19 protein-coding genes are annotated in these 14,140 nt (G+C 38.1%); 10 read left to right on the forward strand and 9 right to left on the reverse strand.

The features are described from left to right. Positions 1-82 precede the first annotated feature (82 nt). The 7 genes from purB to HMPREF9073_RS08210 form a co-directional block, all read right to left on the reverse strand. On the reverse strand, positions 83-1,414 hold the full coding sequence (purB, locus tag HMPREF9073_RS08170; RefSeq protein WP_009413372.1) for an adenylosuccinate lyase: 1,332 nt from the start codon (positions 1,412-1,414) through the stop codon (positions 83-85). Between the two features lie 46 nt (positions 1,415-1,460). Next, positions 1,461-2,582 carry a hypothetical protein gene (locus HMPREF9073_RS08175; RefSeq protein WP_009413373.1) on the reverse strand — a complete coding sequence of 374 codons (1,122 nt, stop codon included), beginning with the start codon at positions 2,580-2,582 and terminating at the stop codon, positions 1,461-1,463. A 502-nt stretch (positions 2,583-3,084) separates the two neighbouring features. Further along, entirely contained in the window at positions 3,085-3,318 is a 234-nt protein-coding gene (locus tag HMPREF9073_RS08185) for a hypothetical protein (protein WP_009413375.1), read from the reverse strand. A 328-nt stretch (positions 3,319-3,646) separates the two neighbouring features. Further along, entirely contained in the window at positions 3,647-3,847 is a 201-nt protein-coding gene (locus tag HMPREF9073_RS08195; protein ID WP_009413377.1) for a hypothetical protein, read from the reverse strand. A gap of 34 nt (positions 3,848-3,881) precedes the next feature. Beyond that, on the reverse strand, positions 3,882-4,256 hold the full coding sequence (locus HMPREF9073_RS08200) for a hypothetical protein (protein WP_009413378.1): 375 nt from the start codon (positions 4,254-4,256) through the stop codon (positions 3,882-3,884). An 86-nt stretch (positions 4,257-4,342) separates the two neighbouring features. Further along, positions 4,343-4,576 carry a hypothetical protein gene (locus HMPREF9073_RS08205; protein WP_009750893.1) on the reverse strand — a complete coding sequence of 78 codons (234 nt, stop codon included), beginning with the start codon at positions 4,574-4,576 and terminating at the stop codon, positions 4,343-4,345. 16 nt (positions 4,577-4,592) lie between these two features. Then, on the reverse strand, positions 4,593-5,375 hold the full coding sequence (locus HMPREF9073_RS08210) for a TerC family protein (protein ID WP_009750894.1): 783 nt from the start codon (positions 5,373-5,375) through the stop codon (positions 4,593-4,595). A 145-nt stretch (positions 5,376-5,520) separates the two neighbouring features. On the opposite strand from HMPREF9073_RS08210, the gene HMPREF9073_RS08215 reads away from it, so the two are divergent. The 10 genes from HMPREF9073_RS08215 to HMPREF9073_RS08260 all read left to right on the forward strand — a co-directional run bounded on the left by HMPREF9073_RS08215 (position 5,521) and on the right by HMPREF9073_RS08260 (position 12,755). After that, entirely contained in the window at positions 5,521-7,389 is a 1,869-nt protein-coding gene (locus HMPREF9073_RS08215; RefSeq protein ID WP_009750895.1) for a M1 family metallopeptidase, read from the forward strand. A gap of 205 nt (positions 7,390-7,594) precedes the next feature. After that, a complete protein-coding gene (locus HMPREF9073_RS08220) occupies positions 7,595-8,299 on the forward strand; it encodes a hypothetical protein (protein WP_009750896.1) in 705 nt (234 codons plus the stop codon). 58 nt (positions 8,300-8,357) lie between these two features. After that, positions 8,358-8,675 carry a hypothetical protein gene (locus tag HMPREF9073_RS08225; RefSeq protein WP_009750897.1) on the forward strand — a complete coding sequence of 106 codons (318 nt, stop codon included), beginning with the start codon at positions 8,358-8,360 and terminating at the stop codon, positions 8,673-8,675. 13 nt (positions 8,676-8,688) lie between these two features. After that, positions 8,689-9,246 (forward strand): RNA 2'-phosphotransferase, encoded by a 558-nt coding sequence (locus HMPREF9073_RS08230; RefSeq protein ID WP_009750898.1) that lies wholly within the window; start codon positions 8,689-8,691, stop codon positions 9,244-9,246. A gap of 6 nt (positions 9,247-9,252) precedes the next feature. Next, complete coding sequence (locus HMPREF9073_RS08235; RefSeq protein ID WP_009750899.1) at positions 9,253-10,188, forward strand: hypothetical protein; 936 nt, start codon at positions 9,253-9,255, stop codon at positions 10,186-10,188. Then, positions 10,185-10,379 carry a hypothetical protein gene (locus HMPREF9073_RS08240; protein ID WP_009750900.1) on the forward strand — a complete coding sequence of 65 codons (195 nt, stop codon included), beginning with the start codon at positions 10,185-10,187 and terminating at the stop codon, positions 10,377-10,379. The genes HMPREF9073_RS08235 and HMPREF9073_RS08240 overlap by 4 nt, the downstream gene beginning before the upstream one ends. Before the next feature lie 12 nt (positions 10,380-10,391). Beyond that, positions 10,392-10,700 carry a hypothetical protein gene (locus HMPREF9073_RS15505; protein WP_009750901.1) on the forward strand — a complete coding sequence of 103 codons (309 nt, stop codon included), beginning with the start codon at positions 10,392-10,394 and terminating at the stop codon, positions 10,698-10,700. A 29-nt stretch (positions 10,701-10,729) separates the two neighbouring features. Then, positions 10,730-11,428, forward strand: a complete 699-nt coding sequence (locus HMPREF9073_RS08250; RefSeq protein WP_034555681.1) for an SMI1/KNR4 family protein — start codon at positions 10,730-10,732, stop codon at positions 11,426-11,428. A gap of 69 nt (positions 11,429-11,497) precedes the next feature. Further along, positions 11,498-12,160 carry a hypothetical protein gene (locus HMPREF9073_RS08255; protein ID WP_009750903.1) on the forward strand — a complete coding sequence of 221 codons (663 nt, stop codon included), beginning with the start codon at positions 11,498-11,500 and terminating at the stop codon, positions 12,158-12,160. 70 nt (positions 12,161-12,230) lie between these two features. Continuing rightward, positions 12,231-12,755, forward strand: a complete 525-nt coding sequence (locus tag HMPREF9073_RS08260) for a hypothetical protein (protein WP_034555662.1) — start codon at positions 12,231-12,233, stop codon at positions 12,753-12,755. Between the two features lie 82 nt (positions 12,756-12,837). On the opposite strand, the gene HMPREF9073_RS08265 is transcribed toward HMPREF9073_RS08260, so the two are convergent. Then, positions 12,838-13,452, reverse strand: coding sequence for a hypothetical protein (locus HMPREF9073_RS08265; protein WP_009750905.1), 615 nt, complete (start codon positions 13,450-13,452; stop codon positions 12,838-12,840). A gap of 21 nt (positions 13,453-13,473) precedes the next feature. Beyond that, positions 13,474-14,034 carry a hypothetical protein gene (locus tag HMPREF9073_RS08270; protein WP_009750906.1) on the reverse strand — a complete coding sequence of 187 codons (561 nt, stop codon included), beginning with the start codon at positions 14,032-14,034 and terminating at the stop codon, positions 13,474-13,476. Positions 14,035-14,140 lie beyond the last annotated feature (106 nt).

Below are 14,140 nucleotides of genomic sequence, written 5' to 3' on the forward strand. Positions count from 1 at the left end.
AGTAGGATATGTACATTTCATTATAATGTTCTTATCAGGGATTTACCTGAGCATTTTTCTTACTTCTTATCTCTTACCTAAACTAAACTCCTGTATAGTTCTCGGGGGTGATGACTTTTAGTTCTGCCTTCACATCTTCACTTACTTCCAAGGTATCAATGAAGTTGCTGATAGTCTCGGCTGTGATAGCGGTATTGGTGCGTGTGAGGGCTTTGAGGGCTTCATAGGGGTTAGGATAACCTTCACGACGTAAAATCGTTTGGATAGCCTCGGCTACTACTGCCCAATGGTCTTGTAAATCTTCGCGGATTTTATCTTCGTTTAAAAGGAGTTTATTGAGCCCTTTGAGGGTAGATTGCAGGGCTATGAGAATATGACCAAAAGGCACCCCTACATTGCGCAATACTGTACTATCGGTGAGGTCGCGCTGCAGACGGGAAATAGGCAATTTCGCCGATAAATGTTCTAAAAGAGCGTTGGCAATGCCTAAATTACCTTCAGAATTTTCAAAATCAATAGGATTTACCTTATGAGGCATAGCCGAAGAGCCTACTTCGCCTGCTTTTATCTGTTGTTTGAAGTAATCCATAGAGATATACGTCCAAATATCGCGATTCAAATCGATGAGAATCGTATTGATGCGTTTGAGCGCATCGAAAAGAGCAGCTAAATGGTCGTAATGCTCAATTTGGGTAGTAGGGAATGAGTGGTGTAACACTAATATTTCCTCAACAAAGCGGGTGCCGAAAGCCTTCCAATCGATATTAGGGTAGGCTACTTTATGAGCGTTGTAGTTACCGGTTGCTCCCCCAAATTTGGCAGCATAAGGCACTGCGATAAGGGTTTGTAACTGTTGTTCCATACGAACGACAAACACTTCGAATTCCTTACCCAAACGCGTAGGAGATGCTGGCTGACCGTGAGTGCGTGCTAACAATGGCACATCTTTCCATTGGACTACTAAACTTCTCAGTTTGCCGAGTAATTGCTCTAAAGCAGGCAAATACACTTGTTGTACGGCTTCCTTGATGCTAAGCGGAATAGCGGTATTGTTGATGTCCTGAGAGGTGAGCCCGAAGTGGATAAACTCCTTATAGGGTTGCAGTTGCAGATAATCGAAAGCTTCTTTTATAAAGTATTCTACCGCTTTCACATCGTGATTGGTAGTTTGCTCTATTTCTTTTACTTTTAGAGCTTCCTCTTCGGTGAAATTTTGGTAGAGTTTTCTCAAATCGGTGTATTTTTCCTTAGGAAAGGCAGCGAGTTGAGGCAAGGGGAGTTCGCATAGAGCGATGAAGTACTCTACTTCCACTTGTACGCGATAACGAATAAGTGCCATTTCGGAAAAGAAAGGCACAAGGGAGGTCGTTTTATCGGCATAACGACCATCAATGGGGGAAATTGCGGTTAACATAATTTCAAATTAGCAAATTAGCAGATTAGAAAATTAGGAAATTGTCTCATTGCTTAGTGTGTAACAATCTTGTGAGTTTGATAGCTAAATCGGTGAAAATAACTTTGCCATTACCATTGCGCTCCACGTGTAACTGAGCTTCTTCGAGGAGGTTATGTATTGCCTCGATATTGTTGCCGTGAATAAAGGGCGCAAATTTAGCAAGTTGAAAAGTAGGATCGTTGAATTGCATATACACCAAATTGGAGGCTGTGTAGTTCAGCAAAAATGCCTGACGAAACACCTCTGCACAATAGAGTAAAAACTGTTTTTGCATCTCTCTATTCACCGTATTAATCTCGTCGCTCCATTGCAAGAGTCCTCGTATAGAGGCTTTGTTGCCACGCGCACGGTAGGCAGTACGCACCCACGCAATAAACCAACGTTCAAAGGTTGCTTCTTCGCTTTCTTTGTTGTCCATCAGTTGGAGGGCTTTGTTGAAGTTTCCTTGAGCGCGTAGGGCTATTTTAGTTGCTTCGGCTTCAGCCAAACCACGTGCGATGAGCGCTTCCTTGATAGCTTTCTCACTGAGTGGCGGAAAGCGCAGAATTTGGCAGCGCGATTTGATAGTGTCTAACAAGGCATTTTCATCTTCTACCACCAAGAGAAAGACCGTTTTATCGGCGGGTTCTTCAAGGAGTTTGAGGAGCTTATTAGAGGCTTCGGGATTCATCTTCTCTGCCATCCAGATAATCATCACTTTATAGCCCCCTTCAAATGATTTCAGTGCTAACTTATTAGTAATCTCTTTAGCCTCATTTACCCCTATGTTGGCTTGTTTTTTCTCAATTCCAAGGAATACGAACCAATCGAAAAGAGAGCCATAAGGCTGTTCCTTTACAAAAGTGCGCCATTCGTCCATAAAGAGCGAGCTAATAGGGTCTTTTTTCACCTTGTCGTTAGTCGCTGTGGGGAAAGCAAAATGGAGGTCGGGGTGAGCGAGTTGAGCACATTGGTTTTTTGCTTTAGGGTTATCGTGCGAAAGAATGAGAGTCGCGTAGGCGATTGCCATTAGCAGTCCTCCTTGTCCTTCGCCAGCGACAAATAACTGAGCGTGTGGAATGCGACCTGCTTCCACACTAGCTTTTAAATAGTTCTTTATAGTGTCATATCCTAAAATATTGTTCATTGTTTAGGGAGTGTTAGGGGTCAGGGATTAGGGATTAGGTTTCAGGGGGTTAATAGTAAAGCAAGGGCAAGAAAAATAATACTGCTCCTAACAAAAATAGCACTGCCAGAATGTGAATTACAAAACTATTTTTTCTCAAAAATATATATTGTTGTACCAAACGTATTGCCCAGAACAACGAGTTACCAAGTAAGAAAAATTTTCCTAAATTAGTAGTGAGAAGTTCGTTAGTAAAACAGAAACAAACTATTGCTACTGCTACAAAATAATAGATTATTTGTATATTGAGAATTTGGATAATTCCGCGATTGGCAAAACTGAGTTTGTGCACCTCTTCCTTCCATTTAAAAAGTCTCCAAAACAACAAATGGAAAACAGCAAAAAGCAAATTATAAAATCCTAAAAAGATAATAACAGAGTACATAATAATATTTTAGTCTTTTAAAATATTAGAACAAAGGTTTTTGTTTGGTGCTTCTAAACATCAAGATTATCAATAGCATTATCTGTCCAAAACAATTCCATATTTTTCTTGTATTAATTTGTGAACTTCTGAAGTATGCTTGTAAAGACCTAATCTTTTTTGTTCTTTAGATTTCTCTATATTTTCTACATCTTCTGCCGACAAATCGTAGTAGAAATCATCGTTTTCTATAACTGTTGTCTTTATTTTAAACCTATCAAACAAAGGTTGAAACAACAATAAATCGGCGTTGTCAAAAGTTATTGTATTCATTGTTTTAATCTTATTTAGTAGTTAAAGAAATTTAGCTCTAATTTCAAATACCTTATAAAGGTTCTTGTTTATTACTTCTAAAGTGCATAATTGATATTACCCTTTCTTCTTCTAGAACCTCATAGTATACTGAAAATTTAGAATTTAGAATTTAGAATTTAGAAAATTCTTCTTATACAATTCTAAATGTTCAATATATTTAGCCAAAAAATAGGGAGCTTCTTTCAACTCTTTCTCAAGTACATCTACAGCATCAATAATCTTTTGAGAATAATTGTATGATTTGTTATGCTTATACCAAAAATCAAGTGTATCAAGATAACTTATCCTAGCCCTCAATGACCATCTTATTTCCATAACGCGCTTTTGCATCTTGTTGTACTTCTGAATGACTAAACCATAGCCCTGCTCGAGTTTCTTTTTTAGAAAGTTCTATTTGCTCAAGCTCTTTTTGGGTAAGCCCATCATAGAGGTCTTCTTTTTTAACTCCCTCTACATAATTCTCTGATTCTATTACATTTGTATTCATTGTTTTAATCTTATTTAATTAAAGAGATTGCTCGTTATTCTCGTTGTGATTTCCTTCTAAAAAGCACTTGGTTGAAACTGCTTACTCTGCTGCGGTCTTGTTGGGTGATAATCGCATAGACAGCCCACGGAATCAGCAAATAGCCTCCTAATACTATGTAGTTCTTTCCTGCAAAAGCATAGATAAGAGCAGGCACTCCCAAAATGAGAATGGCTAAGGCTACTATTTGTCCTATTTTTGAGGGTTTGGCGCGAAAATCGTTGGGTTCATAAGTAAAACGGCGATTGCAGTTAGGGCAGACGAATGATTTTTCTTCCCCCTCTTGCATCGCAAACTCCACACGGTCAGTAGCTTCTGTAGTGCAAGATAGTTCTTCAGCGCAATGTTTGCATTTGGTGTATACTTTCATTTCTTACTTTTTAAAAAGTTCTGAATGTGAGCCTAAAGAAGAGAATAACTGATACTTATACTCATCTTCTTTTTTAGTTTCTAATTTTAGTTTTTTAAGAACGACAAAAACGCATCAACATCATCAAAGAAAGGTGTATCTTTGTCCTTTATCAACCTTTCTGCTTCAGCCATAGCTTCTTTGGTTTCTTGATTAGGAATCTCTTTCTCTTCCTTCTTTAATTTTTTAACATCAACAATATTAAAGTTAAGACTTTTAAGGATATTCATAGCATTTTCCAAAGAAATACCTTGTGGAGGAGTGGTTAAAATTGCATTCATATCTTTTTATTTTTTTTTAGTTATTAGTCTTCTTCCGCATTTTCATATTCAAAAACTCAACGCCCAATGAGAAAGCTATCGCAAAGTACAAATAACCCTTAGGCACTGCCCCTACCGTTTGTCCAGCGAGTACTGCTTCCGAAAGGTGCATACTCTCGGTAATGAGCATAAAGCCAATGAGTATCAAGAAGGAAAGGGCTAATATTTGAATTGACGGATTGCGGTTCACAAAATTACCTACTGGGTTGGCAAAGAGCATCATTATTCCCACCGAAAGAATTACAGCGATAATCATTAGGTAAATCGCACCTTCCAATCCATTGGTCATTCCCACAGCTGTGAGGATACTATCTATTGAAAAAATGATGTCTATCAGTAAGATTTGCACGATAACTCCGCTAAATGAAGCGTGTTGTCGCGCTTGAGGTTGTTCCGATTCGGTAACGTGCTCTATATGATTTACTTTGGCGTGAATTTCTTTAGTTGATTTGTAGAGTAAGAAAATACCTCCCACGAGAAGTATCAGTGCTTGTCCGTTGAAATGTGCTGAAAACCAACCCCAATCAAAACTGATAAGCGGGTCTTTGAGACGAATGAGGAAGGAAATTCCCAATAGCAAACCTATACGCATAAACATTGCCAAGAAGAGTCCCAAGCGAGTAGCACGTTTGCGTTGGTTTTCGGGTAATTTACCTGTAACGATAGAGATAAATATCACATTATCAATCCCCAAAACGATTTCGAGGAAAGTAAGGGTAAGGAGTGCCACAAGAGCATCAACAGAAAATAAAAAATTCATAATATTTCAATTAACAATTGACAATGAATAATTAACAATAATTGAGGCGACAAAGGTAGTAAAGAATTTGCTAATGAGCAAATTTGGAAATGAGCAAATTAACCTTTATCTTTGCGCTTTCTAAAAAACTAAAACAATTCATCTGATGAAAAAAATGCTATTAGCCCTTTGTGGCTTCGCTTTTGCGCTGAATGTAAGTGCGCAAGACAATCCTTGGCAACAACAAGCTGATTACCAAATGGACGTGACAATGGATGTGAAAACCTTTCAGTACAAGGGTACCCAAAAACTCACGTATACAAACAACCCCCCCGACACTCTTCGCGTGGTATTCTACCACCTCTACTACAATGCTTTCCAACCTAATAGCGAGATGGACAGCAACTTGCAAGCTCTCCCCGACCCCGATAGACGTATGGCTAACAATGTAGGCACTAAACAAAAACCTGTCTACGAGAGTAGAATTGCCAAACTATCACCTTCCGAAATAGGCTCTTTGCGCATTACTGCTATGACTCAAGATGGGCAAAAAGCAACTTTCACTCACGAGAGTACTATCTTGAAAGTTACCCTCCCCTCCCCTATCCTCCCTCATAGCAAAACAGTGCTCGATATGACTTTTGAAGGGCAAGTACCTGTGATGATACGCCGTGCAGGGCGCAACAACCCCGATGGCGTAGCTCTTTCAATGGCACAATGGTACCCTAAAATGGTGGCTTACGATCACCAAGGTTGGCATACCACCGAGTACTTAGGACGTGAGTTCTATGGCGTTTGGGGCAATTTTGACGTGAAAATCACCCTCGACAAAACCTATATGGTAGCAGGGTCAGGTATACTCCAAAACGCTAACGAAATAGGCTTTGGCTATGAAGATGCAGGGGTAAAAGTTCCTGCGCTACCTAAAAAAGCTAAAACCAGAACTTGGCACTTTGTTGCCGAACGCGTACACGATTTCACTTGGGCTGCCGACCCTCAGTATGTACACGACAAACACCAACTTGCTGATGGTAAAACTATACACTTCTTCTACAAAAAATATCCTGAAACTTGGAAACGCATTCAGCCTGATATGCTGAAAGTGTTTGATTATTTCAACAAGCTCATCGGTGCTTACCCTTGGCCTCAATACTCTTTTATCCAAGGTGGTGACGGCGGTATGGAGTATGCTATGTGCACCCTTATGGTAGGTGGTGAAAAATATGAAAAATTAGTAGGCACAGCCACTCACGAATTGGCTCACGCTTGGTTTCAACACCTTTTAGCTACTGATGAAGCTGCTTATCCGTGGATGGACGAGGGCTTTACTTCGTATATACAAACTCTTGCCGAACAGCAAGTTTTAGGGCTTGTCCCTCAAAACGCATATCCTTTTGAAGATGCTTATGAAGGCTACCTCAATTTGGTACAATCGGGTTTGCAAGAGCCTACTATCACTCATTCCGATCGTTATGCAACCAACTACGCCTATAGCATTGCCGCTTATTACAAAGGTCAGTTATTTCTCACTCAGTTAGATTACCTAATGGGTAATGAGGCGCTACTAAAAACTCTCAAACGTTATTATCGCGAATTTGCTTTCAAGAACCCTACTCCTAACGATTTTATTCGCATTGCCGAAAAAGTATCGGGCTTGCAATTGCAGTGGTTCCTCAACGAGTTTATGCAAACCGACCACGTAGCTGATTACGCTATCGACAAGGTAACTGCTAAAGGTAATAAAACTACCGTTACCCTCAAGCGTTTAGGCAGATTACCCCTCTCTATCGACCTTTTTGTAACTGATAAAGCTGGGAAAACTCAATATGTATATGTGCCTTCGCGAATGACTTACGGCGAAAAACCTAATACTTATCCTGCTTACTCTCGCCTTGTACTCCCTGCTTGGGGTTGGGGTAACCTCACTTACACTTTTGAGCTTGATATGCCACTGAGTGATATCCAAAGCATAGTGTTAGACCCTAACAACAGAAGTGTGGATATCAATAGAGAAAACAACGTATTTAAACAATAAACTTTAAATAATAATCAAGGGTTGAAGGTGGTGTAAAGGAAAACAAAACCATTTTTCAACCTTTGATCTTTTACTAAACTTTTGACTTTTAAGAAGAATATAACGAGACATTTCGATTGAAATAATTAAAACTATAAAAGATTCTTTCTTAGCAATAGACAAACAAATATCTTAGCAATAGACAAAATATTTGACTGAAAACACAATGAAACACCTCCTATTATTCTTTTGCTTGGTTACAGCCCCTATATGGGCGCAACAGACGAAAACTATACACGTTTTGGTAGCCCTCTGCGATAATAAGTATCAGGGCATTGTGCCGGTACCCAAAGGAATTGGCAATGGGCAAGATGCCGATAGTAACCTTTATTGGGGTTGTGGTTATGGCGTGCGCACTTATTTTAAACGCAGTAAGGAATGGAAGTTTGTAAAATCGGAAAAGCCTTATAGTGATATTATTTTGGAGCGAGTAACCTTTAAGCACGCTACTAAAAACTATACGCTTATCGCCGATGCTTACGATGGCAAATATATCAAAACTTGTACAGAAAACTTCTTGAAAAATGCCGCTGCTGGCAATGCCGATTTGGTTGCGTATGTAGGACACGATGGACTGATGGATTTCCAACTCAACACTGCTTATAAAAACACTGACGGTAAGACACGCGATGTGATTATCTTGGCGTGCTATAGCAAGCGTTTTTTTGAGCCTCACCTACAACACGCAAAGGTAAATCCGCTGGTTTGGACTTCAGGATTGATGGCTGCCGAAGCCTACACGCTTCACGATGCACTTACGGGCTATGTGAATGGTGAAAGCGATGAACAGATACGCCTGCGTGCTGCTAAGGCTTATGCTAAACATCAAAAATGCAATGAGAAGGCAGCGAGGAACTTGTTTCGGAAATAATTGTTAAATAGCGACTAAAAGCTAAACCCTAATTTCTAACCCCTAAATAACTATCATTATGTATTTTGCAAACACTTGGCACAAAAGTTTTAATTTTGTAATCACTCCTGAGGAGTTTGAAGCGGTATTCAGTAGAGATGATTATGAGTTTGTAACTAGTAATACGCTGGTGGATATGGACTATATCAGCACCGAAAAGTACCCTATGTATGCCATTTTCAAGGATATCATCAAGCAGATTAAGAAAATCAGTCATAAAGCAAAGATGATGAAAGGAGAGCAATTGCTCAAACCTGATTTTTGGATTTCCGACAAAGCAAAGGAGCAAGTAGGGAGGAACTATTACTTACAGCAAACGGGATTAGTGTTTGTTTAAAGGATATTGAACAATGTCTAAAGAAGAAAAACATAAAAAAGAGAGCAAGTTTCTCAGTTTGGTACTGCGACACCACCCTGAGGCGATTGGTATTAGCCTCGACACACACGGTTGGGCTGAGGTGAATGTGCTCATTAAGAATATGAAGCGTAAATTTCCAGTGTTCAGCCTTAAAATGTTGGAAGAAATCGTCGCTACCGATAGCAAACAACGATATGCTTTTAGCGAGGATAACACAAAAATACGCGCCAATCAAGGGCATTCGCTTGCCGTAACATTAGAATTACAGCCCCAAACACCTCCTGAATGTTTGTATCACGGCACTGCCAGCAGGTTTGTAGAGAGCATTCTCAAAAGCGGACTCCAAAAGCAAACCCGCCAGTATGTACACCTCAGCATTGATATAGCAACCGCAACCAAAGTAGGTGCCCGACACGGCAAGCCCGTCATTTTTAAAGTAAATACAATGGCAATGTATGAGGCAGGGTATGTTTTTTATCTCTCTGCTAATGGGGTTTGGCTTACAGATGAAGTACCACCAAAGTTTTTAGACCTAATCGTTAGTAATTAAAACACTATGCAAACAGAAATCATTTGGAAGAAACAGTTTAAACAATCGTCTGCTTTTAATATTACCCCTATAGCCGACCCCTTTAATCCGAATTGCTTTTATGTAGGGGGCGGAGCTGAAGATGATTATGGAAGATATACACGCCTACGCCGGTTGTCGTTTGCTACAGGTGAGGAAGAAGCCTCTATATCTTTAAAAAACAATATAAAGGAAATATACTTTACTCCCGATGCACAATTCATATTAGTTCTATCTGACGACTATTTGTTAAGAATACAACGTGAAAACCTGCTTATCACCGATATGTATGATAAGAATTTCCCTAAAACAGCTAGCTGTATAGCTTTTAATCATCAGCCTATTTTTTTCTTGATGAATTCTGCTGATAAAAGTCTCTTTACTTTCAATTGTATTGAAGGCACTAAAAAAAGGAAAGTAACAAAGGTAGAGGGGTGTTTATCTCTTGATTTTGAAGATGAAGAGCACCTCCTTATCTATGCTCCTACAGCAATACAACGTTATGATTTGGTAAAAGATAAAATAGAGATACTTTTCAATACAGCCCCTTATAGGTCTGTAGAGAAAGATAGTAAAGGCAATATTTATATGAATTTATGTAATAACAACAGAAAACTTCTATCCATTATCCGTAAAATGGCACCCGATGGTACTTATGAAGATTATGATTTAAGTCCTTTCAATATAAAATTTGACAACTTCAAACTTTCTAAAGATGAAAAATATCTCTTTTTAATGGATTGTTACGAAAAAACAAACACTTTTTGTAAGTTTTCATTAGAGAACAATGAGATAGCAAGCAAATTCACATTGCCAAAAAACGAAAAACTCTTAATGTTTTTTGAGCAACAACAGCTTATACTCACAAAAGAAAAAGATAGCTTTCAAATGAATTTTATTGATAGAAAAATAATTAAAGAATGAAATTATTCAAGCAAAAAACGTGGCAGTTTGAAACCTCGGGAGTAGAAGGCGAGGTAAAACTATTTGGCGTAAATATCTTTGACTACAAATGGCAAGAAACGGGAAAAGTAGTGATAAACGGCGAGACACACAGCTTTGTAGCAGGAGAGTTCAGCAATATGATATGGGGCTTTTATTTGCTGAAATATTAAACAATTGTGATTATGAAAACTTTAAAGGATAAGGCTAAGAACTTCATAATGAGTTTGTTCAATAAAGTAAAAAGAAGTGAAATAGTAGCTAAAGATTATTTAATTGCAACATTAACTCCTGATGCAATGGAGGTATTGAAAAATATTTCAGCTTTATTCTTGAAAAAGAAAGAAGATAAAATAATAGAAGATGAGTTAAAATCCTTACTCAACACGTCCGATAACGCATCTGGGTTATTAGCCCAGCGAGTCTATGACTTTAACTCATCTTCGGGGACAAAAATACAACACTTTTTAGATTTTACCAAATATTTCAGTTAATTAATTAAAAAACAAGTATTATGAGTGATATGGAAAACATTAAAAAACTATACAATCTCACACCAAAGAACTGCAAAGGCTTCTCGGAAGCACAGTTATTAAAAGCTGAAAAACGCTTGCTCATCACCTTGCCTGAGGAGTTCCGAGCGTATTACTTACAGTTAGGGGCAACAAAAAGCGTAAACCAGTCGTTTAACAGTTTAGCAACGCCCCAGCAGTTGTACTTTGCAGGGGATTACTTATGCTTTTGTGAAGAAAACCAAGGGGTGGTAATGTGGGCAATTCGCAAAGAGGATTTGACAATCTCTAACCCACCCGTTTGGGGGAATTACGGCTCAGAAACCGACCCAGATTGGGTATTAGAAACTGAAACACTCTCCGACTTTTGGCTGTACATAGCCATTTACAACGGTGTGATGGGAGGCTTGCGTTACAATGCTAATGCAATGGGCGGTTGGAAAATGGAAGACTTTGAAGTACCCACAGGAGCAGTTGCCCATATAGAAAAACAATATACCGAACTCACCTCTCTCAGTTGGGAAGGACAACGCACCTTTACCGATGCCAATTTTCAAATAGTCATTACCCTTGCTGTACACCGAGATACAAACCGAGCCACAGCTATTTTTATAGGCAGCGCTCAACAAGAGTTATTTGATACTCTTTTAGACGCTATGGAAAACTTTGGCTTGGAATGGGATTACACTTCCTACGACGATGAGTCGTAGCACGACAGGCAATTAAATATTTTGGTAAAGTTAAAATTATATAGCTACTAAATTAACTAAATTAACAATATGACCGAAGCAGTAGCAAAACACATCAAAAAGCTCCATCTGTTGGAGAAAAAAGGCAATTTGGAGGTAGAAGACCTCTTAAAAATCCTCAAAACACCTAATAAGGAATATATTACTCCCTTGCGAGAAATGGTAGCGCAATACGATTGGCAACCACTCAATGATGAGCTTATTGTGCCTTTCGCCTCGTGGGTAGATGCCCTTTGCATTTATTTAGAAGAAGGGGTACAAGGCTTGGTAAAATCAATACACAAAACAAAAGATTTCTTTAGCATTGTTTTTGGAGTATTAAAAGGGTTACCCACAGAGGAATCACTCCCTGCTTTTTTGGAAATTGCTCAAACTTTTTCTGCTAAAATCACCGATGAGCAGGAGAATTTTGTAAAAGAATACACCTATGAACTTTGTGATATATCACACCAACTCAAAAGTGAAAAAGTGAATAAAAACCTTCACGAGGCTTTTGTACCTATCTTAAAACAAATCATCAGCTTTGGGCAGTCTAAAAAAGACGAAATGCTAATGTGTAGTGCTGCTGTATGCTTTCAGGCGTTTGGTAACAAGAGTGATATCCCCTATCTCAAAGCACTCCCTTTTACAGAAGCCTATTACAAAAGCACAGGCAAAATCATCATCAACAGAATAGAAAAGAAATACAGCTAATGTGCCTATTGGAAAATTTGCTAATCTACTAATTTTTCACTACCTTTGTCCCATTCTAAACCCTAAACAAATGCAAACACTTAGAAAAGAACTACGTCCCGATTTTGCTACTGCTGAAAAACTCTACCCTCTTGTACTAAAACGTTTAGAAGACTATGAAGCCTTTTGGGATGCCCAAAGTGAAGACACTCCCGAAGAAGTATTTGACAAAGAATACAAGGCGATGGAGCAATACCTCAGTAAACTCACGGGCAAAGACCTTTCCGATACTTGGCTATGGGAATGGTGGGAAGGCAATGGTATTGAGGCTTTTGCCTTTGATTTGGCAATGCCTGACCCTATAAAGCACAACAACCTCACTCGTGAAGATATCGCTGCTTTTGTACGTATCATCATAGACAATGAATTTGAGTGCGAAAACGACTTTCAGGAGGAGTTTATGCCTTATATGTTTTACAGCGATGGCTACTTCTTTCAGTTTTTAGAACTCAACTGTCCGCATTTTGACCCTACTGTATTCAATACCATCAAAGATAAAAAAGGCAAATATCACGAGCCTACTGTGGAGGAGGTAATGAAGAAGATATGGGATTAGATAGAATAAAAAAAACTTTGCCAAAAGTGCGAGCCTCATAGGCAAAAACTTTGGCAAAGTTAGATATTATTATGATAGCAGATTATTTTTTATAAGCTGTTCCTACCATATTTACATTGTTGATTGGGGTCATTGCAAAATTATCAACTGTGATGAGCACTATACTCGCTCCTAATTTTGCAGCTTCTTTCTTTAATTTTTTGGTTACTTCATCTCGTAATTTTGATTGTTTTCCATAAAGTCTACTTGCTTCTGATGATACATCTCCCAAACGTGTTAATCCCTTAATATCTTCAGGATTTCGTGTAATAATAATATCTTCTTCTGATACTTTTTCTCCACTCACTTCTACTTTTTGAGGAACTTTTTCTTCCTGTTGAGAAACTTCACCACTATAAGCAGTCCCTACCATATTCACGTTATTGATAGGTGTCATCGCAAAATTATCAACTGTGATAAGTACTATAGTAGCACCTATTTTAGCTGCCTCTTGTTTGATTTTCTTAGTAGTTTCATCTCGCAATTTAGATTGCTTTCCATACAATCTACTCGTTTCGGCAGAAACATCATTCAAACGTTTTAATCCTTTTACATCTTCAGGATTACGAGTGATAATTACTTTTTCCCAATCGTTATTGGTTTGAGCATTCCCTATAAAAGATAAGGTAACAAATAGCATTAAAAATAGATTTTTCATCAGTTTATATACTTGGTTTAATTATTGTTCTTTTTGAAAAATTCCCATTGAAAGTCTAAGCATAGGAAGCACGCTGTGTGTTACCCAACCCTTGTTCTCTGTTTTATCAAAGGTAAAGGTTCTCATATACGTGTCATCTTTACCTAAAAAAGACAAATCGTAAAAAGGCGTTCTATCTTCTTTTTTAAAAATAGCTTTTACACGTGCTTTGTTCTGCATTACTATTTGTATTTCGTCAGTTTTATCAAATACAAGAGTGTAAGCACGCACTCTATTACCAATCATATAAGGTTTAGCTTTATCAGTAAAAGCTATATCATAGCTACTTTTACTAATAGTACCATAAGGCAACTCTGTATTTTTCATAGTGATATAGCCTTCTTGAACTAACTTCTCATAGATAGGTAAATCATCTTTAGAAATAAATTCTCCTTTACTTTCTGAAATACGGGCAGCTCCATAAAAAGGAGTTGTTTCTGCCAAGGCTTCTTTTATTAGCTTGTCAGTTTTAGAAGTTGTTAGATTATCAGAACAAGACATTAATCCCATTCCAAAAATTAGAAATAATAGAAAGTTCTTCATTGTTTTATGGTTTTTAAATGATTTTTAACGGTGCAAAAGTAAGCGTTTAAAACAATATTCTATTTAAACTTTTTCAAAATATATTTTACTTTTTCGATAATATTCT

Origin of the sequence: Capnocytophaga sp. oral taxon 326 str. F0382 (genome assembly GCF_000318295.1) — a bacterium.
Taxonomy (GTDB): Bacteria; Bacteroidota; Bacteroidia; order Flavobacteriales; family Flavobacteriaceae; genus Capnocytophaga; species Capnocytophaga periodontitidis.